The organism is uncultured Corynebacterium sp. (assembly GCF_902782855.1).
Taxonomy (GTDB): domain Bacteria; phylum Actinomycetota; class Actinomycetes; order Mycobacteriales; family Mycobacteriaceae; genus Corynebacterium.
In genome coordinates this window covers 1-18866 of sequence record NZ_CACZOO010000011.1, presented here as the reverse complement: position 1 = coordinate 18866, position 18866 = coordinate 1, and the positions used below count along the sequence as shown (strand labels likewise).

Here is an 18866-nt window from a genome sequence, read left to right as displayed (position 1 = left end):
CCGCGGTCAGTAACCCGCGCAGGTGCCGATCCAGTCGGCGAAGCGCCTGCCCGAGATCCGCTCGTAGGCTTCGATGTAGCGCTCACGGGTGGCCTCGATGACCGAGCCCGGCAGTTCCGGCGGCGGGGTCTGGGACCTGATGTCCCAGCCGGACTTCGGGCCGGTCAGCCAGTTGCGCACGTACTGCTTGTCGAAGCTGGGCTGGACCCTGCCCTCCTCGTAGGTGTCCGCCGGCCAGTAGCGGGAGGAGTCCGGGGTGAGGACCTCGTCGCCGAGGACGAGGTTGCCGTCGGCGTCCAGGCCGAACTCGAACTTCGTGTCGGCGAGGATGATGCCGTGCGCGGCGGCGATGGCCGCGGCCTGGCTGTAGATGCTGATGGAGGCCGTGCGCAACTGCTCGGCACGGTCCTGCCCCAGGTCGGCGACGACCCGGTCGAAGCTGACGTTCTCGTCGTGGTCCCCGATCTCGGCCTTCGTCGCCGGGGTGAAGATCGGCTCCGGGAGTTCGGAGGCTTCGGTGAGCCCCTCGGGCAGCTCGACGCCGCACACGGTGCCGGTGCTGCGGTACTCCTTGAGCCCGGAACCGGTGAGGTAGCCGCGGACGACGCACTCGAAGGGCAGCATGTCCAGCTTGCGGCAGACCATCGCCCTGCCGAGGACCTTCTCGGGGATCCGCTCATCGTCGGCGGCTCCGGCGAGGTGGTTGGGGAAGTCAAGCGCGTCGAAGAAGAAGTCGCTCATCGCGGTCAGGACCCGCCCCTTGTCGGGGATGTCGGTGTCCAGGACGTAGTCGTAGGCGGAGATCCGGTCGGTGGCCACCATCAGGAGGGTGGTCTCATCGATCTCGTAGATCTCCCGCACCTTCCCCGCGGAAAAGTGCGTGTACTCGGACAAGTCAGGTCGCATGGGGGGAAAGTCTAGCCCGTACCGGGGCCGATCTCCACGCGGCCGTCGCACGGTCGGGGGCGGGCGTCACACGGCGGACTCCCGGCATACTCCCGGCATACTCCCGGATGAATCCCCGGCGTACACCCGGTGGCCCTAAAGTAGCTGTGGTCCGGATCTCACGACCCCTGTCGTCGTGGTCCAGCAACAGGTCGATTCCAGTTCGACCCTCCATTCCCGCGTTTCCACCCCTACGACGAAAGGCACCGCCATGAGCCGTACCCGGCTCCCCGGGCACATCCCCCGCCTGATCACGGCACTGGTCAGCAGTCTCGCCGTGGTCTGCGGCCTCACCGCCTGCATGAACGACACCGCCAAGGTGCCGGACGACTACATCTCGTTCTTCAGCAGCGAGCCGCAGAACCCGTTGATCCCGACCAACACCAACGAGGTCAACGGTGGCCAGGTCATCGAGAACCTCTTCACCGGCCTTGCCCGGTACACCCCCGACGGCGAGGTCCGCATGGGTGTGGCCGAATCGATCACGCCGAACAGCAACTCCACCTCGTTCCGGATCAGGCTCCGTGACGACTGGTCGTTCACCAACGGGGAGAGAGTCACCGCCGACTCCTTCATCGACGCCTGGAACTGGGCGGTCCGCCCGGACAACGCCCAGCTGCAGTCCGCTTTCTTCGCCCCGATCAAGGGCTACGACGACGTCGCCGGAACCACCGGTGAGGACGGTACCGTCACCGGTGCCACCGCCGACACGATGTCCGGTCTGACGAAGATCAGCGACACGGAGTTCACCATCACCCTCTCCGCACCGGACGCGACCTTCGGCTCCATGCTCGGGTTCTCCGCCTACGCCCCGTTGCCCTCGGTCTTCTACGACGACCCGAAGGCCTTCGGTGAGCACCCGGTCGGCAACGGGCCGTACATGATGGACGGGGACGATGCGTGGCAGCACAACGTCTCCATCGCGCTGAAGACCAACCCTGACTACCCGGGGGAGGACGCCCCGCAGAACCCCGGCATCGCTTTCGTCATGTATTCCTCGCCGACCACCGCCTACGCGGACCTGCAGTCCGGCGATCTCGACCACATGCGTGAGACGGTGGCCACCGAGGCCTACCCGACCTACGCCGCGGACTTCCCGGACAGTCACGACGACAAGCCGTACGCCGCGATCCAGAACTTCACCATCCCCGAGAACCTGCCCGGCTTCGCCACCGATGAGGAGGGACGCCTGCGTCGCGCGGCGATCTCCATGTCCATCGACCGGCAGCTGGTCATCGACAAGGTGTACTTCGGCACCCGTCAGATCGCCGAGGACTTCGGAGCACCGACCCTGGCCGGCGGTCTGCCGGACATCCCCGGCAAAGAGGTCCTCACCTACCGTCCCGAGAAGGCGAAGGAGCTGTGGGAGCGGGCGAACAGGATCCACCCCTGGGGTGGGCAGAAGTTCCAGATCGCCTACAACTCCGACGGCGGTCACCAGCAGTGGGTAGAGGCCGTGACCAACAGCATCCGCCAGAACCTGGGGATCGACGCCACCGGAAAGGCTTACCCGACCTTCAAGGCCATGCGTGACGACGTGGTGAACAAGACCGTCGGCGCTGCCTTCCGCTCCGGCTGGAACGCCGACTACCCGTCGATCGCGTCCTTCCTCGTCTCGAACTACCGCACCGGGGACTCGTCCAATGACGGCGACTACTCCAACCCGGAGTTCGACGCACTGCTCGCGGAGGCTGCGGCGCAGTCCAGCGCCGAGAAGGCACAGCCGATCTACGACCGGGCGCAGGCGATCCTCATGGAGGACCTGCCGCAGATCCCGCTGTGGTACTACGCGGCGTCCACCGCCTGGAGTCCCAGGCTGCACCATGTGCAGTCCGGCTGGCTAGGCATGCCCGTCTACACCGAGATCACGAAGGACGTGAACTGACATGTGGTGGTATCTCGGCAAGAGACTTCTCCAGCTCGTCCCCGTCTTCCTCGGGGCGACGTTCCTCATCTACGCGATGGTCTTCCTCACCCCCGGTGACCCGGTCCTCGCCCTGGCCGGCGACAAGGCCGCCGACCCTGCGGTACTCGACTCCATCCGTGAGCAGTACCACCTCGACAAGCCCTTCATCGTCCAGTACCTCATGTACCTCGGCGGGATCTTCCAGGGCGACCTCGGACTCACCTTCTCCGGTCGCGAGGTGACCACGGTGCTCGCCGAGGCCTTCCCGATCACCGTCCGGCTCGCCGTGATGGCCCTGGTCATCGAGACCGTCTTCGGCGTCGGTTTCGGCGTCGTCGCCGGTCTGAAGAAGGGCGGCTGGTTCGACTCGACCCTGTTGGTCGTCTCCCTGGTCATCATCGCCGTGCCGGTCTTCGTGCTCGGCTTCGTCGGTCAGTTCCTCTTCGGCATCCAGTGGGGCATCGTCCCGCCGACGGTCGGCTCCCACGGCTCGTTCACGAGGCTGCTGTTGCCGGCCTTCGTCCTCGGCCTCGTGTCCTTCGCCTACGTGCTACGACTGACCCGGTCCGAGGTCGCCCAGAACCTGCGCGCCGATTACGTCCGCACCGCCTCGGCCCGTGGCCTGTCCCGGCCGAGGGTCATCGCCGCCCATGTGCTGCGCAACTCGCTCATCCCGGTCGTCACCTTCATCGGTGCCGACTTCGCCGCCCTGCTCGGCGGCGCGATCGTCACCGAGGGCATCTTCAACATCCACGGTGTCGGCGGCCTGCTCTTCGAGGCGGTGAAGCTCGGGGAATCCCCGACGGTGGTCTCCGTGGTCACCGTACTGGTGATCATCTTCGTGCTCTCCAACCTCATCATCGACCTGCTCTACGCCCTGCTCGACCCGAGGATCCGCTATGCCTGAGCCAACGCACCCGAACACACGGCACACCCCGCCCACCCCGCTCCCCCGCGACGGCCGGTGGGTCGCCGAGGTGGAGACCGCCGACGTCCTGACCCGCGACCAGCGCCTGCCCGATGAGTCCCCCCGCGGCATCTGGGGCTCCGCCTGGGTCAACCTGCGGCGCCGACCCCTGTTCTGGGTCTCGGTCGTCATCATTGCCCTGGTCGCCCTCATCGCCCTGTTCCCGGGCCTGTTCTCCGGGACAGATCCCCGGGCGGCGAACCTCGAGGACTCCCTCGAGGGTGCCCGCTCAGGGCACCCCTTCGGCTTCACCCAGCAGGGCTACGACGTCTTCGCCCGCACCGTCTACGGGGCGCGCGCCTCGGTCGCGACCGGCGTCCTCACTACACTGGTGGTGACCGTCATCGGCATCATCGTCGGGGCGCTCGCCGGCTACTTCGGTGGCTGGGTGGACGCCCTCCTGTCCCGCCTCACCGACATCTTCTTCGCCATCCCGCTGCTGCTCGCCGGCATCGTCCTGATGCAGGCCTTCGACGTGCGCACCACCTGGACCGTGGTCCTGGTGCTGTCACTGTTCGGGTGGCCGCAGATGGCCCGCATGGTCCGTGGTGCGGTGATGCAGGCGAAGAACAACGACTACGTCCAGGCGTCCCGTGCCCTGGGCCTGTCGAAAACCGGCATCCTGGTCAAGCACATCCTGCCGAACTGCCTGGCACCGATCATCGTGATGACGACCACCAACCTGGGCATCTACATCGTCGCCGAGGCCACCCTGTCCTACCTGGGCATCGGGCTCCCCCCGGAGACGGTCTCCTGGGGCAACGACATCTCCACCGCGCAGTCGACCCTGCGTGTCGCCCCGGAGATCCTGTTCTACCCGGCGGGCGCGCTGGCGCTCACCGTGCTGGGGTTCATCCTGCTCGGTGACACGCTCAAGGACGCCCTCGACCCGAAGGAGCGCACCCGATGAGTGACGCAACCTCCCCCCTGCTGTCCCTCCGCAACGTCGACATCGCCTTCGGGACTCGCAGGAACCCGTTGCCGACCGTCTCCGACGTCAGTTTCGACATCTGGCCCGGCGAGACCGTCGCGGTGGTGGGCGAGTCGGGCTCGGGCAAGTCCACGACAGCGATGAGCATCATGGGTCTGCTGCCCGGTGGCGGGCACGTCACCGACGGCACGATCACCTTCGACGGCCGGGACATCACCCACCTCTCCGAACGGGAGTTCGCCGGCATCCGCGGCTCCGGGGTCGGTCTGGTCCCGCAGGACCCGATGAGCAACCTCAACCCGGTGTGGTCGATCGGCCACCACATCAGGGAGGCACTCAAGGCCAACAACGTCGCCTCCGGGTCCGCGGCGCACACCCGTGCCGTGGAGCTCCTGGAGGAGGCCGGGCTCACCGAGGCCGAGCGCCGGATCAACCAGTACCCGCACCAGTTCTCCGGTGGTCAGCGCCAGCGTGCGCTCATCGCCTGTGGTCTGGCGGCGCGTCCGAAACTGCTCATCGCCGATGAGCCGACCTCCGCGCTCGATGTGACGGTGCAGCAGCAGATCCTGGACCATCTGCAGGGACTGACCGAGGATCTCGGCACCGCCGTGCTGCTGATCACCCACGACCTCGGACTCGCCGCGGAGCGCGCCCAGCGCATCATCGTGATGAGCCAGGGCCGGATCGTGGAGGCGGGGCCGTCGCTGGAGATCCTGCAGGATCCGCAGCACCCTTACACGCGGAAGCTCGTGGCCTCCGCCCCGTCGATCGCGGCACGCCGCATCGACCTCGCGTCCGACAGAGCGGCCGGCGCAGCCGGGGACGCCGCAACCGACGAGTCCGCCTCCAACCTCATCGAGGTCACCGGACTGACGAAGATCTACCAGGTCGCCGGCGACAGGCCGTGGCGGAAGAAGGAGTTCACCGCCGCCAAGGACGTGAGCTTCTTCCTGCGCAGGGGACGCACCCTGGCGCTGGTCGGCGAGTCCGGCTCGGGGAAGTCGACGGTCGCGCAGATGGTGCTGGGGCTGCTGGAGCCCACCCGCGGCACGGTGACCTTCGACGGTGATGACGTCACCCACCTGGACAAGGCCGGCGAACTGGCGTTCCGGCGCCGCGTCCAGCCGGTGTTCCAGAACCCCTACGGGTCGGTGGACCCGATGTACTCGGTGTTCAACACCATCGCCGAGCCGCTGAAGATCCACCGGGTCGGGTCGGCGAAGGACCGCGAGAAGCGCGTCCGTGAGCTGCTGGACCTGGTGGCGATGCCCACCTCGATGCTGTCTCGCTACCCCGGGGAGCTCTCCGGCGGTCAGCGTCAGCGTGTGGCGATCGCCCGTGCGCTGGCACTGGGCCCGGAGGCACTGATCCTCGATGAGGCGGTCAGCGCACTCGACGTGCTGGTGCAGTCACAGGTGCTCGGCCTGCTCAACGACCTGCAACAGGAGATGGGCCTGACCTATCTCTTCATCACCCACGATCTCGCGGTGGTCAAGCAGATCGCCGATGAGACGCTGGTCATGCGGTCCGGCCGGATCGTGGAGCGCGGGGAGACCGACGCCCTGTTCGACGCCCCGGAGCAGGAGTACACCCGCCGGCTCATCGCCTCGATCCCGGGTGGGTCGCTGCCGCTCTACCAGGGCTAGGCCGCGGAACGCGGGGCCGGCGACCGGCCGAGGGCGGGAACGGGGGATCTCTACACGGTATCTCCCGCGTTCGCCACCCCCACAGGGAAAAAACCGGGCAGAAGACGGTGTGCGTCATCGCGCACCCACTCCCCCACACCTACCGCACCGTTACCCACCTGCACAGACCAGGAGACCCGGTGGCGATGCGCGCCACCCTCATTCGTGTGTGGAACACCTTCCGCACCCCGTTGCCGCGGGCCGCGACCTACCCCCGCAGTTACTTTCACGAACAATTTCTCCCTCCCCAGTGACTATAGTAGGACCCACGTCACACTCTGTGTCTACCGTCACAAAGGAGTTTTCTTCCGTGGAGAACCACATCGTCCGCGTCCATCCGTCCGCCGAGGACTTCCCCAAGAGCGAACACCTCGCCTGGAAGATCGCACAGGTCGCCGCCGATCCGGTGGCCGTGCCCACCGAGTCGGCGGAGATGGCCGTGAACCGGATCATCGACAACGCGTCCGTCGCCGTCGCCTCCGTACTGCGTCGCCCGCCGAGCACCGCCCGCGCCCAGGCCCTGTCCCGCCCGCAGACCCCCGGCTCCACCGTCTTCGGCGTCCCCGGCACCTTCGCCCCCGAGTGGGCAGCACTGGCCAACGGCGTGGCTGTCCGTGAGCTTGACTACCACGACACCTTCCTCGCCGCCGAGTACTCCCACCCCGGTGACAACATCCCGCCGATCCTCGCTGTCGCGCAGCGTCAGGCAGCGGCCAAGGGCCTCACCGGCGAGGACCTCATCCGCGGAATCGTCACCGGCTACGAGATCCAGGTCGACCTGGTCAAGGGCATCTGCCTCCACGAGCACAAGATCGACCCCGTCGCCCACCTCGGCCCGTCGGTCGCCGCCGGTATCGGCGCAATGCTCAAGCTCGACCCGGAGACCATCTACCAGGCCATCGGCCAGGCCCTCCACACCACCACCGCCACCCGCCAGTCCCGCAAGGGCCTGATCAGCTCCTGGAAGGCCTTCGCCCCGTCCTTCGCCGGCAAGATGGCCATCGAGTCCGTCGACCGTGCGATGCGCGGCGAGGGCGCCCCCGCCCCCATCTGGGAGGGTGAGGACGGCTTCATCGCCTGGATGCTCGACGGTAAGGACGCCGAGTACACCGTGCCGCTGCCCGCCGCCGGAGAAGGCAAGCGCGGCATCCTGGACACCTACACCAAGGAGCACTCCGCGGAGTACCAGTCCCAGGCCCCGATCGACCTGGCTTTCCGCCTTCGCAGCAGGATCGCCGACCTGAACGACATCGAGTCCATCGTGCTGCACACCAGCCACCACACCCACTACGTCATCGGCACCGGCGCGAACGATCCGCAGAAGTTCGACCCGGACGCCTCCCGCGAGACCCTCGACCACTCGGTGATGTACATTTTCGCCGTCGCCCTCGAGGACGGCGCCTGGGACTACAACACCTCCTACTCGAACGAACGCGCCCACCGTCCCTCCACCATCGAGCTGTGGAACAGGATCTCCACCGTCGAGGACCCGGAGTGGACGCGTCGCTACCACTCCAACGACCCGAAGGTGAAGGCGTTCGGCGCCAGGGCCGTCGTCACCCTCAAGGACGGCACCGTCATCGAGGACGAACTGGCCGTCGCCAACGCCCACCCGCTGGGTGCCCACCCCTTCGACCGCTCCCAGTACGAGGGCAAGTTCCGCAAGCTGGCCGACGGCCTGGTCGCGGAGAAGGAGCAGGACCGCTTCCTGGAGGCCGCCCGTAACGCCGCCTCCCTCGGCTCCGACGAGCTCGACCAGCTCACCGTCACATTCGACCCCGAGATCCTGGCGAAGGCCCCGGTCATCCCGGAGGGGATCCTCTGATGGCCGGCCTGTACTCCAGCAACCTCACCCCGACCGACCGCCGCAGGGCTTTCCGCGAGTCGCTGACCGATCCGGCGATCACCCGGCTTCCCGGCGCGTTCTCCCCGCTGGTCGCCCGGACGATCCAGGAGAAGGGCTTCGAGGGCGTCTACGTCTCCGGCGCCGTCGTCGCCGCCGACCTCGCCCTGCCGGACATCGGGCTGACCACTCTGACCGAGGTCGCCGGCCGGGCACGCCAGATCGCCCGCGCGACGGACCTGCCGGTCATGGTGGACGCCGACACCGGTTTCGGCGAGCCGATGTCCGCTGCCCGCACGGTCTCCGAACTGGAGGACGCCGGCATCGCCGGCTGCCACCTCGAAGACCAGGTCAACCCGAAGCGCTGCGGTCACCTCGACGGCAAGGAGGTCGTCCCCACCGACGTCATGCTCCGCCGCATCGGCGCCGCCGTGAAGGAGCGCCGCGACGACCAGTTCGTGATCTGTGCCCGGACCGACGCCGCCGGTGTCGAGGGTATCGACGCCGCCATCGAGCGTGCCAAGGCCTACGCCGACGCCGGTGCTGACCTCATCTTCACCGAGGCCCTGCACACCCCGGAGGAGTTCGCGAAGTTCCGCGCCGCCGTCGACACCCCCCTGCTGGCGAACATGACGGAGTTCGGCAAGTCGGAGCTGCTGTCCGCCCGGGAGCTGGAGAATCTCGGCATGAACGCCGTGATCTACCCGGTGACCACGCTGCGCATCGCCATGGGGCAGGTAGAGGAGGCGCTCGGCGACATCGCCGAGACCGGCACGCAGAAGGAGTGGCTGGGCCGTATGCAGCACCGCTCCCGCCTCTACGAGCTCCTGCGCTACTCCGAGTACAACGAATTCGACACCAGCGTCTTCACCTACTCGCGGGAGAACTACGACCCCACCGCCTGACCGGCGGAACAAGCTTCACCGACCACAGGAACCACCCGGACCAACACGGGGACCACCCCCACTCCACGCAAAGGAGCCGCACCATGAGCACCGAAGAGAACATCGAGATCAAGAAGGGCCTCGCAGGCGTCGTCGTCGACTACACCGCCGTGTCCAAGGTCGTCCCGGAGACCAACTCCCTGACCTACCGCGGCTACCCTGTCCAGGAACTCGTCGCGAACTGCACCTTCGAGGACGTCGCATACCTGCTGTGGAACGGCGAACTGCCGACCGCGGAGCAGAGGGCCGCCTTCGAGAAGACCGAGCGCTCGCAGCGTGAGGTGCCGCAGGCCCTGCTCGACATCATCGCCGGGCTGCCCGAGGACTGCCACCCCATGGATGTCTGCCGTACCGCGGCGTCCTGGCTGGGAACGCAGGACCCCGGGGCTGACGACCGCTCCGGTGACGGCGTCCGACGTATCGGCCTGAGCCTGCTGGCGAAGATGCCGACCGTCGTGGCCTGGGACATGCGCCGCCGCCGCGGTCAGGAGTTCATCGCCCCGGATCCGGAGCGCTCCATCGCGGAGAACTACCTCTACATGGCCTTCGGTGACGGGGAAGGTACCCCGGCCACCCAACCGGCCGACGTCGAGGCCTTCGACCAGTCGCTCACCCTCTACGCCGAGCACTCCTTCAACGCCTCGACCTTCACCGGCCGCGTCATCGCGTCCACCACCTCGGACACCTACTCCGCGGTCACCGGCGCCATCGGCGCTCTCAAGGGCCCGCTGCACGGTGGCGCCAACGAGGCCGTCATGCACAACTTCCTCGAGGTCGACGACCCGGACAAGGCCGAGGCCTGGGTGCTGGACAAGGCCGACAACAAGGAGAAGATCATGGGCTTCGGCCACCGCGTCTACAAGCGCGGTGACTCCCGGGTCCCGTCGATGGAGGCGGCGATGCGGCGCACCGCCGCCAACCACGACGGTGCCAAGTGGGTCGACATGTACGAGAAGATGCAGGCCGCGATGGACAAGCGGACCGGCATCCAGCCGTACCTCGACTTCCCGGCCGGCCCGACCTACTACATGCTCGGCATCGACATCCCCTTCTTCACCCCGATCTTCGTCATCGCCCGGGTGGTCGGTTGGACCGCGCACATCGCGGAGCAGAACGAGAACAACGCGCTGATCCGTCCACTGTCCGCCTACAACGGTGAGCCGCAGCGTTCCGTCCGGAGCTGATCCGGGCACGAGCCCGGGGTCCCCGCCCCGGCGTCCTGCACCACCGACTCCACCGCAACCGCCCGCGCCACCCCGTAACATTCGGGACACCGCGGGCGGTTCGCGTTCTTCCCGCCCGTTCCGCCACGAAAGGACACCTCGCATGGCTCCACAGAGTCTCCCCTCCTTCGACAAGATCCTCGTCGCCAACCGCGGCGAGATCGCCGTCCGCGCTTTCCGCGCCGCCTACGAGACCGGCGCCCGTACCGTCGCCGTCTACCCGCGCGAGGACCGCAACTCCTTCCACCGCGCCTTCGCCTCCGAGGCCGTACGCATCGGCACCGAGGGGTCCCCGGTCAGGGCCTACCTCGACATCGACGAGATCATCCGTGCCGCGAAGCAGACCGGCGCGGACGCCGTCTACCCCGGCTACGGTTTCCTCTCCGAGAACGCGCGGCTCGCCCGCGAGTGCGCAGAGAACGGCCTGACCTTCATCGGCCCCTCCCCCGAGACCCTCGAGCTCACCGGCGACAAGTCCGCCGCGGTCGAGGCCGCCCGCCGGGCGGGCCTGCCCATCCTCGACGATTCGGAGCCCAGCGCCGACATCGACGAGATCGTCTCCTTCGCCGCAGGACGCACCTATCCGCTGTTCATCAAGGCGGTCGCCGGTGGTGGCGGGCGGGGTATGCGCTTCGTGGCGTCCCCCGACGAGCTCGCCGAGCGCGCCGCCGAGGCGTCCCGCGAGGCCGCCGCCGCCTTCGGTGACGGCCGGGTGTACATTGAGCGCGCGGTGATCAACCCGCAGCACATCGAGGTGCAGATCCTCGGTGACCGGACCGGTGACATCATCCACCTCTACGAGCGGGACTGTTCCCTGCAGCGCCGCCACCAGAAGGTGGTGGAGATCGCTCCGGCCCAGCACCTCGACCCGGCGCTGCGTGAGAGGATCTGCGCGGACGCCGTGAAGTTCTGCCGCGAGATCAACTACTACGGTGCCGGAACCGTGGAGTTCCTCGTCGACGAGGCTGGCAACCACGTCTTCATCGAGATGAATCCGCGCATCCAGGTCGAGCACACCGTCACCGAAGAGGTCACCTCCGTCGACCTGGTGAAGGCCCAGATGCACATCGCCGCCGGCGCGACACTGGCGGACCTCGGCCTGCGCCAGGAGAACATCGTCACCCGGGGTGCCGCCCTGCAGTGCCGCATCACCACCGAGGACCCGAACAACGGCTTCCGCCCGGACACCGGCACCATCACCGCCTACCGTTCCCCGGGCGGCGCGGGTGTCCGCCTCGACGGGGCGGCCAGCCTCGGTGGCGAGATCACCGCGCACTTCGACTCCATGCTCGTGAAGATGACCTGCCGGGGCTCCGACTTCGCCCAGGCCGTCGCCCGTGCCCAGCGCGCGCTCAACGAGTTCACCGTCTCAGGTGTGGCGACGAACATCGGCTTCCTGCGTGCCCTGCTGCGCGAGGATGATTTCCAGCATCACCGGATCTCGACCTCCTTCATCGCGGACCACCCGTGGCTGCTGCAGGCCCCGCCGGCCGACGACGAGGCCGGCCGCCTGCTCGACTACCTGGCCGATGTCACGGTGAACCGGCCGAACGGGGTGCGTCCGACCGAGGTTGTCCCGCACCGCAAACTCCCGGCGGTCGTCCCGGTGAAGGACGCCACCACCGCCGGCGACAACGGTGACGGCACCACCCTGCCCCGGGGCTCCCGTGACCTCCTGCTGGAGGTCGGCCCGGCGGAGTTCGCGAAGCGTCTCCGGGCGCAGGAGGCGCTGGCGGTCACCGACACCACCTTCCGCGACGCCCACCAGTCACTGCTCGCCACCCGGGTGCGCACCACTGCCCTGGTGGACGCCGCGGAGGCCGTCGCCCGGCTCACCCCGGAGCTGCTGAGTGTCGAGGCCTGGGGTGGCGCGACCTACGACGTCGCCCTGCAGTTCCTCCACGAGGACCCGTGGGAGCGGCTCGACCAGCTGCGCGCCGCGATGCCGAACACCAACATCCAGATGCTGTTGCGCGGCCGCAACACCGTCGGTTACACGCCCTACCCGGACGTGGTCTGCCGGTCGTTCGTCGCCGAGGCCGCGACCTCCGGTGTGGACATCTTCCGCATCTTCGACGCCCTCAACGACATCTCACAGATGCGCACCGCGATCGACGCGGTCCTGGAGACCGGTACCGGTGTCGCCGAGGTGGCGATGGCCTACTCCGGCGACCTCTCGGACCCGGCCGAGGACCTCTACACCCTCGACTACTACCTGCGGCTCGCCGAGCAGGTCGTCGAGTCCGGGGCACACGTGCTGGCGATCAAGGACATGGCCGGGCTGCTGCGCCCCGCCGCAGCGTCGACCCTGGTCACCGCGCTGCGCAGAAACTTCGACCTGCCGGTGCACGTCCACACCCATGACACCGCCGGAGGTCAGCTGGCGACCTACCTCGCCGCCGCGCAGGCCGGGGCGGACGCCGTCGACGGGGCATCCGCCGCAATGGCCGGGACGACCTCCCAGCCGTCACTGTCGGCGATTGTCGCCGCCTTCGCGCACACCGGGCGGGACACCGGACTGTCGTTGGACGCGGTGAACTCCCTGGAGCCCTACTGGGAGGCCGTCCGTGCCCTCTACGGTCCCTTCGAGTCCGGTCTGCCGGGGCCGACGGGTCGGGTGTACACCCACGAGATCCCCGGTGGCCAGCTGTCCAACCTGCGGACCCAGGCTGTCGCCCTGGGTCTCGGCGACCGTTTCGAGCTCATCGAGGACGCGTACGCGGGTGTCAACAGGCTGCTCGGCCGTCCGACGAAGGTCACCCCCTCGTCCAAGGTCGTCGGCGATCTGGCACTGCACCTCGTCGGTGCCGGAGTGACCGTCGAGGAGTTCGCGGCGGATCCGCAGCACTACGACATCCCCGCCTCGGTCATCGCCTTCCTGCGTGGTGAGCTGGGCACCCCGCCCGGTGGGTGGCCGGAACCGCTGCGCACCGAGGCCCTGGAGGGCCGCGGCTCCACGGCGTCCCGCGTGGTCGAGGTGCCGGCCGAGGAGGAGTCCGTCCTGTCGTCAGGCTCCTCGCCCGAACGACGTGACGCGCTCAGCCGCCTGCTGTTCCCGAAGGAGACCGCTGGTTTCGACGAGCACCGACGCCAGTTCGGTGACGTCTCCGTGCTCACCGACCGGCAGTTCTTCTACGGGCTCAAGGAGGGTGAGGAGACCGCTGTGCGGATCAAGGGAAATCCGCCGCTGGTGGTCCGCCTCGACGCCGTCGGCGAGCCGGACGAGAAGGGGATGCGCCAGGTCGTGGCGAACGTCAACGGCCAGATCCGACCGATGAGGGTGCGTGACCGCTCCGTCGAATCCGTCACCGCCGCCGCGGAGAAGGCCGACCCGTCCGTCGACGGACAGGTCGCCGCCCCCTTCGCCGGTGCCGTCACCGTCACGGCGAAGGTCGGTGATGAGGTGGCCGCCGGGGACGCCGTCGCCGTCATCGAGGCGATGAAGATGGAGGCCACCATCACCACCCCGGTCGCCGGTACCGTCGCCCGGGTTGTCATGACCAAGCCGACCAAGGTGGAGGGCGGCGACCTGCTCATCGTCGTGGAGTAGCTCCCGACCTCCCTTCCGCGGTGCCCCGCCGGCCCGGGGCCACGTCCCACAGACGTGGCCCCGGACCGGCGGGGCCGATGCGTTTCATCACCATCGTCGAGGTCAACCGCTCCACCCCCGGCAGCGTGCCCAGCACGGTGTCGTAGAGCTCCTGGTAGCCGGCGAGATCCCGGCTCAGGGTCCGCAGGATGTAGTCGGTCTCCCCGAACAGTCTCTCCGCGGAGACGATCGCCGGCTCCCTGACCACCGCCGCCTCGAAGGCTGCGACGGTCGACTGGTCGGTGCGCCCCATCGTCACCATGACCAGTGCCTCAAAGCTCAGTCCGAGGGCCGCCGGATCGATCTCGGCGTGGTAGCCGCGGATCACGCCCTCGCGTTCCATGTCCTTCAGCCGCCGGTGGCAGGCGGAGACGCTGAGCCGGGCCCTTCGTGCGAGATCCGTGACACTCATCCTCCCGTCCCACTGCAACTGCGCAATAATTTCCCGACCTATGGCATCCATGTCGATGATTATTGCATGACTTCTCCGTATATCCGGGAAAGTGCGGAACACTTCCGCAGGGATTCGCCATAAGCTTCTTACCTGTGGAAACAACTCTGGTCCTCCAGTTCGCGCTCACCGCCGGACTCTTCGCGGTCATGCCCGGCGCCGACTGGGCCTACGCCATCACCGCAGGCCTGCGGGCCCGGTCCATCGTCCCGCCGATCCTCGGGTTGGCCAGTGGATACATCCTCGTCGTCTCGGTGATCGCGGTGGGGGTCGGCTCACTCGTCGCGTCCTCCCCGAACATCCTCACGGTACTGACCGTGGCCGGGGCGTCGTACATCCTCTGGCTGGGGGTGACGACACTGCTCGCGGTGAAGAGCGGCGACGGGGCACTTGTCGCCGTGGACTCCGACCCTGGTGCCGGTGCCGGGGGTTCCGCCGGGACGGCGCACCACGGCAGCCTCCACCTGTACCTTCGCGGCCTGGGTGTCAGCAGCATCAACCCCAAGGGACTCATGCTCCTGCTCGCCCTGCTCCCCCAGTTCCTCACCGAGGGCGGCTGGGCCTCCGGGATCCAGATGGCCCTGCTCGGTGGGATCTTCATCCTCGAGATCCTCGTGGTCTACTCCGGGGTCGCGATGACGGCCCGGTCCCTGCTGCGTTCCCGGCCCCGGCTGAGCCTCGCAGTCAGCGTGGCCTCCGGCCTGTTCCTCACCGTGTTCGGCACCTGGCTGCTCCTGGAGCAGCTCGGTCCGGTGGTGTGACCGCCGTCTGCTGGCTACGCGGCGACGTCGAAGAACGACCCGATGCCGTACGTCACCGCCAGTCCGAGGGCGCCGCCGCCGACCAGACGCAGGCACGACCGCAGCACCGGGTTGCCCGCGAGCTTCGCCGAGACACACCCGGTGACCGCCAGAGCCAGCAGCGTCACCACGGCCACCACAACCGCAGCCACCGGATGAGGGGCGACCAGTACCGCCAGCATCGGCAGCAGCGCCCCCAGGATGAAGGACACCGCCGAAGACCCCGCCGCCGCCCACGGACTGGTGAGGTCGTCCTCGTCGATCCCCAGCTCCAGCTGCAGGTGCGCTGCCAGTGGATCTCCGGCCCCGATCTCCTCCGCAGCCTGCCGGGCGGTCGCCGCGGAGATCCCGTAGCCCTCGAGGATCTGGGCCATCTCGTCGGTCTCCTCCACCGGCATCTGGGCGAGCTCCCCGGTCTCCTTCGCGATGAGTGATCTCTCACTGTCACGCTGCGCGGACACGGAGACGTACTCCCCCAACGCCATCGACACCGCCCCGGCGACTGCGGCGGACAGTCCTGCGGTGAACACCGCCGTGGCCCCCGCCCCGGTGGCGATCACGCCGAGCAGCAGGGCGGAGGTCGAGACGATTCCGTCGTTCGCCCCGAGGACGCCGGCCCTCAGGGTGTTGAGCCGCGAGCTGACGGACGTGGCGTGCGCTTCGCCGGGGTGCGGTGTGGTCATACCGTCAGAATAGGTGGCCCGCCCACACCACGCCCATCATGGGGGCCCTACCCTGCGGGACGCAGCCGTGGGCGTCCTACAGGATGTCCCCGGGGGCGTAGGCTGCGGCCTCCGGATGGGCCGCCACGACCGCGGCGACGCGGGCGAGGACACGGTCGGTCTGATCCTCCGCGGCACCGATGAAGGCGTGCCGGTCCGCGAGCGCCTCGGTGAGGGCGGCCGCGTCCAACGGGAGACGCTCATCGGCGGCGAGGCGTTCGACGAGGTCCTGTCCGCCACCGTTCTCACGCATGTTCAGCGCGACAGCAACGGCGTTCTCCTTGATGACCTCGTGAGCGGTCTCGCGGCCGACCCCGGCGCGCACCGCGGCCATGAGGATGCGGGTGGTGGCGAGGAACGGCAGGTAACGCTCCAGTTCGCGGTCGATCATCGCGGGGAAGGCACCGAACTCGGACAGCACGGTCAGGAAGGTCTCACACTGGCCGTCGAAGGCGAAGAAGGCGTCCGGCAGGGCCACACGACGCACCACCGAGCAGAAGACGTCGCCCTCGTTCCACTGGGAACCGGCGAGGTCGGAGGCCATGGTCATGTAGCCGCGGAGGATGATCTGCATCCCGCCGACGCGCTCACAGGACCGGGCGTTCATCTTGTGCGGCATGGCAGACGAGCCGACCTGGCCCTCCTTGAAGCCCTCGGTGACCGTCTCGTTGCCGGCCATCAGACGGATGGTCATCGACAGCGAGGACATCGCCGCACCGATCTCCACCAGGGCAGAGAGGGCGTCGAAGTCGAGGGAACGTGGGTAGACCTGGCCGACGGAGTCGAAGATGCGGGAGAAACCGAGCTCGGCGGCGATCCGCTTCTCGAAGGCGGCGAGCTTCTCGACGTCGCCGCCGAGCAGGTCGAGCATGTCCTGGCTGGTACCCATCGGTCCCTTGATGCCGCGCAGCGGGTAACGGTCCAGCAGGTTCTCGACGCGCTCGATGCCGATCATCAGCTCGTCGGCGGCGGAGGCGAACCGCTTGCCGAGCGTCGTGGCCTGGGCGGCGACGTTGTGGGAGCGGCCGGCCATGACGAGGGTCCTGTACTGTGCGGCGCGCTCGGCGATGCGGGCGAGTACGGCGACGGCCTTGTCGCGGGCGATCTCCAGGGAGCGGCGGATCTGCAGCTGCTCCACGTTCTCGGTGAGGTCACGGGAGGTCATGCCCTTGTGGATGTCCTCGTGGCCGGCCAGCGCGTTGAACTCCTCGATGCGGGCCTTGACGTCGTGCCGGGTGACCTTCTCCCGTTCGGCGATGGAGGCCAGGTCGATCTGCTCGATGACGCGTTCGTAGTCCTCGATCGCGCCGTCGGCGATGTCCACCCCCATCTCCTTCTGGGCCTTCATCACGGCGATCCACAGGCGGCGCTCGGCGAGGATCTTGTCCTCGGGGCTCCAGATGCGGGTCAGTGCGGGGGAGGCGTAGCGGTCAGCCAGGACGTTGGAGATCTTCTTCTTGTCAGCCACGGTGACCAGTATCCCACACGGCGCGTCGACGTCTGTCCCATGCCTACTGGCGTGCCTGTGGTCGCCCGGTTCCGTACACGATCGTGACGTTTCGGGAGGACGCAGACAACGGCTTTTTCGACTATGCGGTCGACCTGGGCGGCGCCGTCGTCGAGGTCTCCGACATCGGCACGGACCTGGTCCCCGACTACCTGAGCAATGAACAGCAGGCGCTCGCCGCGCTGGATCCGGACCTCATCCTCTCCTCCGACGTCCGCCACAAGGACTGGTCACAAGGACTGGCCACAAGGACTGGTACGACAAGCTCACCGGCGAGTCGCTCGGGAAGAAGGACGAGGCCCAGCAACGGCTCGACGATCTCACCGACCGGGCAGGACGCATCGGCGACCGCATCGCGGACGCAGACGGCAGCAACCTCGCTGACGCCGATGTCAGCGTCGTCCGCATCAGGGACGCCAACACGATCCGCCTCTACGGTGAGGACACGTTCTCCGGCCCGGTGCTGAAGATAGCGGGCCTCACCCGCCCGGAGAACCAGATCTCCGGGTATCCGGGTCAGGACTACGGCATGTACGTCGTCTCCCGGGAGAACCTCGACCAGGCGGACGCCGACTGACGCGGTGATGTCACCGCCCGTAGTGGTACCGGCAGGAGACGATCTGCACCTGCGTCTCCGTGACCTTGTGGACGAGCCGGTGTTCATCGGTGATCCGGCGTGACCAGAATCCGGAGAAGTCGTGCTTCAGCGGTTCCGGTTTGCCGATACCCTCGTTGCCGTTACGGACGACGTCAGCGATCAGCGTGTTGATCCGCTTCAGCACCTTGCGGTCCTGTTTCTGCCACCACAGGTAGTCTTCCCACCCCGCGGTGGACCAGACCAGCAGCACCTCAGCTCTCCGGATCGATCAGGCCATGCTCGACGCCAGCCCCGGCGTCCAGTTCCTCCATCGCGTCGAGAATGCGCCGGGCATTGGCCGGCGAGCGCATCAGATACGCGGTCTCGCGCAGCGACTCGTAGTCGTCCAGGGAGACCATCACCACAGGGTCATGCCCGGACCGTGTGATGATGACCGGTTCCCGGTCCTCAGTGACCGAGTCCAGGATCTCCGCGTACCGCTTCCGCGATTCGGTGTAGTTCATCGTCCTCATCGGAACACCCTTCTCATAGGTACAGAAAACCGTACCTGATGGTCACCGTGAACGGTACCCCTCCCGTTCCCGCCACTGCAGCGGCGACAGACCATGGAAGTTGCGGAATGCTCTGCTGAAACTCGAAAGCTTCGCATAGCCGACCCGCCTGCCCACCGTTGACGGTGCCGCCCCCTTCGTCAGCATGGTGCGGGCTGCCCGCATCCGGGCAGCGCAAGTCCACTGTGCGTATGTCATCCCTGT

Annotated in this window: 17 protein-coding genes; 10 read left to right on the top strand and 7 right to left on the bottom strand. The window is 67.9% G+C overall.

Annotation, left to right across the window (positions count from 1 at the left end; translation table 11 throughout):
- Positions 1–6 precede the first annotated feature (6 nt).
- Entirely contained in the window at positions 7–906 is a 900-nt protein-coding gene (locus QZV72_RS00555) for a phosphoribosylaminoimidazolesuccinocarboxamide synthase (RefSeq protein WP_297003970.1), read from the bottom strand.
- Positions 907–1156: 250 nt separating this feature from the next.
- On the opposite strand from QZV72_RS00555, the gene QZV72_RS00550 reads away from it, so the two are divergent.
- The 8 genes from QZV72_RS00550 to QZV72_RS00515 all read left to right on the top strand — a co-directional run bounded on the left by QZV72_RS00550 (position 1157) and on the right by QZV72_RS00515 (position 13994).
- Positions 1157–2830: an ABC transporter substrate-binding protein gene (locus QZV72_RS00550; protein ID WP_297003969.1), complete on the top strand. Its 1674-nt coding sequence runs from the start codon at positions 1157–1159 to the stop codon at positions 2828–2830.
- Between the two features lies 1 nt (position 2831).
- A complete protein-coding gene (locus tag QZV72_RS00545) occupies positions 2832–3758 on the top strand; it encodes an ABC transporter permease (protein ID WP_297003967.1) in 927 nt (308 codons plus the stop codon).
- Complete coding sequence (locus QZV72_RS00540; protein ID WP_297003966.1) at positions 3751–4728, top strand: ABC transporter permease; 978 nt, start codon at positions 3751–3753, stop codon at positions 4726–4728. Before QZV72_RS00545 ends, QZV72_RS00540 begins: the two co-directional genes overlap by 8 nt.
- Entirely contained in the window at positions 4725–6395 is a 1671-nt protein-coding gene (locus tag QZV72_RS00535; RefSeq protein WP_297003965.1) for an ABC transporter ATP-binding protein, read from the top strand. The genes QZV72_RS00540 and QZV72_RS00535 overlap by 4 nt, the downstream gene beginning before the upstream one ends.
- Positions 6396–6744: 349 nt before the next feature.
- A complete protein-coding gene (locus QZV72_RS00530; protein ID WP_297003964.1) occupies positions 6745–8259 on the top strand; it encodes an MmgE/PrpD family protein in 1515 nt (504 codons plus the stop codon).
- Positions 8259–9182, top strand: coding sequence for a methylisocitrate lyase (gene prpB, locus QZV72_RS00525; protein ID WP_297003962.1), 924 nt, complete (start codon positions 8259–8261; stop codon positions 9180–9182). Before QZV72_RS00530 ends, prpB begins: the two co-directional genes overlap by 1 nt.
- An 83-nt stretch (positions 9183–9265) precedes the next feature.
- Positions 9266–10405 carry a bifunctional 2-methylcitrate synthase/citrate synthase gene (locus QZV72_RS00520; RefSeq protein ID WP_297003960.1) on the top strand — a complete coding sequence of 380 codons (1140 nt, stop codon included), beginning with the start codon at positions 9266–9268 and terminating at the stop codon, positions 10403–10405.
- 142 nt (positions 10406–10547) lie between these two features.
- Positions 10548–13994 carry a pyruvate carboxylase gene (locus tag QZV72_RS00515; protein WP_297003959.1) on the top strand — a complete coding sequence of 1149 codons (3447 nt, stop codon included), beginning with the start codon at positions 10548–10550 and terminating at the stop codon, positions 13992–13994.
- On the opposite strand, the gene QZV72_RS00510 is transcribed toward QZV72_RS00515, so the two are convergent.
- Entirely contained in the window at positions 13978–14496 is a 519-nt protein-coding gene (locus tag QZV72_RS00510; protein ID WP_367119076.1) for an Lrp/AsnC family transcriptional regulator, read from the bottom strand. The two genes, QZV72_RS00515 and QZV72_RS00510, sit on opposite strands and share 17 nt — an antisense overlap.
- An 83-nt stretch (positions 14497–14579) precedes the next feature.
- Between QZV72_RS00510 and QZV72_RS00505 the strand changes: the two genes are divergently transcribed.
- Positions 14580–15245, top strand: a complete 666-nt coding sequence (locus tag QZV72_RS00505) for a LysE family translocator (protein ID WP_297003957.1) — start codon at positions 14580–14582, stop codon at positions 15243–15245.
- Between the two features lie 14 nt (positions 15246–15259).
- Here QZV72_RS00505 and QZV72_RS00500 read toward each other — a convergent pair whose 3' ends face one another.
- Both QZV72_RS00500 and purB read right to left on the bottom strand, forming a co-directional pair.
- Positions 15260–15967, bottom strand: coding sequence for a VIT family protein (locus tag QZV72_RS00500; protein ID WP_297003955.1), 708 nt, complete (start codon positions 15965–15967; stop codon positions 15260–15262).
- Between the two features lie 76 nt (positions 15968–16043).
- Positions 16044–17474, bottom strand: coding sequence for an adenylosuccinate lyase (purB, locus tag QZV72_RS00495; protein WP_297003953.1), 1431 nt, complete (start codon positions 17472–17474; stop codon positions 16044–16046).
- A gap of 83 nt (positions 17475–17557) precedes the next feature.
- Between purB and QZV72_RS00490 the strand changes: the two genes are divergently transcribed.
- The gene (locus QZV72_RS00490; protein WP_297003951.1) at positions 17558–17980 is read left to right on the top strand and encodes a hypothetical protein; all 423 of its coding nucleotides are present in this window, start codon (positions 17558–17560) and stop codon (positions 17978–17980) included.
- Positions 17981–18100: 120 nt separating this feature from the next.
- Here QZV72_RS00490 and QZV72_RS00485 read toward each other — a convergent pair whose 3' ends face one another.
- The 3 genes from QZV72_RS00485 to QZV72_RS14855 are packed head-to-tail and all read right to left on the bottom strand — an operon-like array spanning position 18101 to position 18860.
- Positions 18101–18361 (bottom strand): Txe/YoeB family addiction module toxin, encoded by a 261-nt coding sequence (locus QZV72_RS00485; protein ID WP_297003949.1) that lies wholly within the window; start codon positions 18359–18361, stop codon positions 18101–18103.
- Position 18362: 1 nt separating this feature from the next.
- A complete protein-coding gene (locus tag QZV72_RS00480; RefSeq protein ID WP_297003947.1) occupies positions 18363–18623 on the bottom strand; it encodes a type II toxin-antitoxin system Phd/YefM family antitoxin in 261 nt (86 codons plus the stop codon).
- A gap of 42 nt (positions 18624–18665) precedes the next feature.
- A complete protein-coding gene (locus QZV72_RS14855) occupies positions 18666–18860 on the bottom strand; it encodes a helix-turn-helix domain-containing protein (protein WP_367119077.1) in 195 nt (64 codons plus the stop codon).
- Between the last annotated feature and the right edge of the window lie 6 nt (positions 18861–18866).

What these genes read in the sequence shown, in the direction of transcription:
- QZV72_RS00520 (WP_297003960.1), top strand. Translation starts at nt 9,266, where the DNA reads ATGAGCACCGAAGAGAACATCGAGATCAAGAAGGGCCTCGCAGGCGTC.
- QZV72_RS00515 (WP_297003959.1), top strand. Translation starts at nt 10,548, where the DNA reads ATGGCTCCACAGAGTCTCCCCTCCTTCGACAAGATCCTCGTCGCCAAC.
- QZV72_RS00545 (WP_297003967.1), top strand. Translation starts at nt 2,832, where the DNA reads ATGTGGTGGTATCTCGGCAAGAGACTTCTCCAGCTCGTCCCCGTCTTC.
- prpB (WP_297003962.1), top strand. Translation starts at nt 8,259, where the DNA reads ATGGCCGGCCTGTACTCCAGCAACCTCACCCCGACCGACCGCCGCAGG.
- QZV72_RS00480 (WP_297003947.1), bottom strand. Translation starts at nt 18,623, where the DNA reads ATGAGGACGATGAACTACACCGAATCGCGGAAGCGGTACGCGGAGATC.
- QZV72_RS00510 (WP_367119076.1), bottom strand. Translation starts at nt 14,496, where the DNA reads ATGGATGCCATAGGTCGGGAAATTATTGCGCAGTTGCAGTGGGACGGG.
- QZV72_RS00550 (WP_297003969.1), top strand. Translation starts at nt 1,157, where the DNA reads ATGAGCCGTACCCGGCTCCCCGGGCACATCCCCCGCCTGATCACGGCA.
- QZV72_RS00540 (WP_297003966.1), top strand. Translation starts at nt 3,751, where the DNA reads ATGCCTGAGCCAACGCACCCGAACACACGGCACACCCCGCCCACCCCG.
- QZV72_RS00500 (WP_297003955.1), bottom strand. Translation starts at nt 15,967, where the DNA reads ATGACCACACCGCACCCCGGCGAAGCGCACGCCACGTCCGTCAGCTCG.
- QZV72_RS00555 (WP_297003970.1), bottom strand. Translation starts at nt 906, where the DNA reads ATGCGACCTGACTTGTCCGAGTACACGCACTTTTCCGCGGGGAAGGTG.
- QZV72_RS00535 (WP_297003965.1), top strand. Translation starts at nt 4,725, where the DNA reads ATGAGTGACGCAACCTCCCCCCTGCTGTCCCTCCGCAACGTCGACATC.
- QZV72_RS14855 (WP_367119077.1), bottom strand. Translation starts at nt 18,860, where the DNA reads ATGACATACGCACAGTGGACTTGCGCTGCCCGGATGCGGGCAGCCCGC.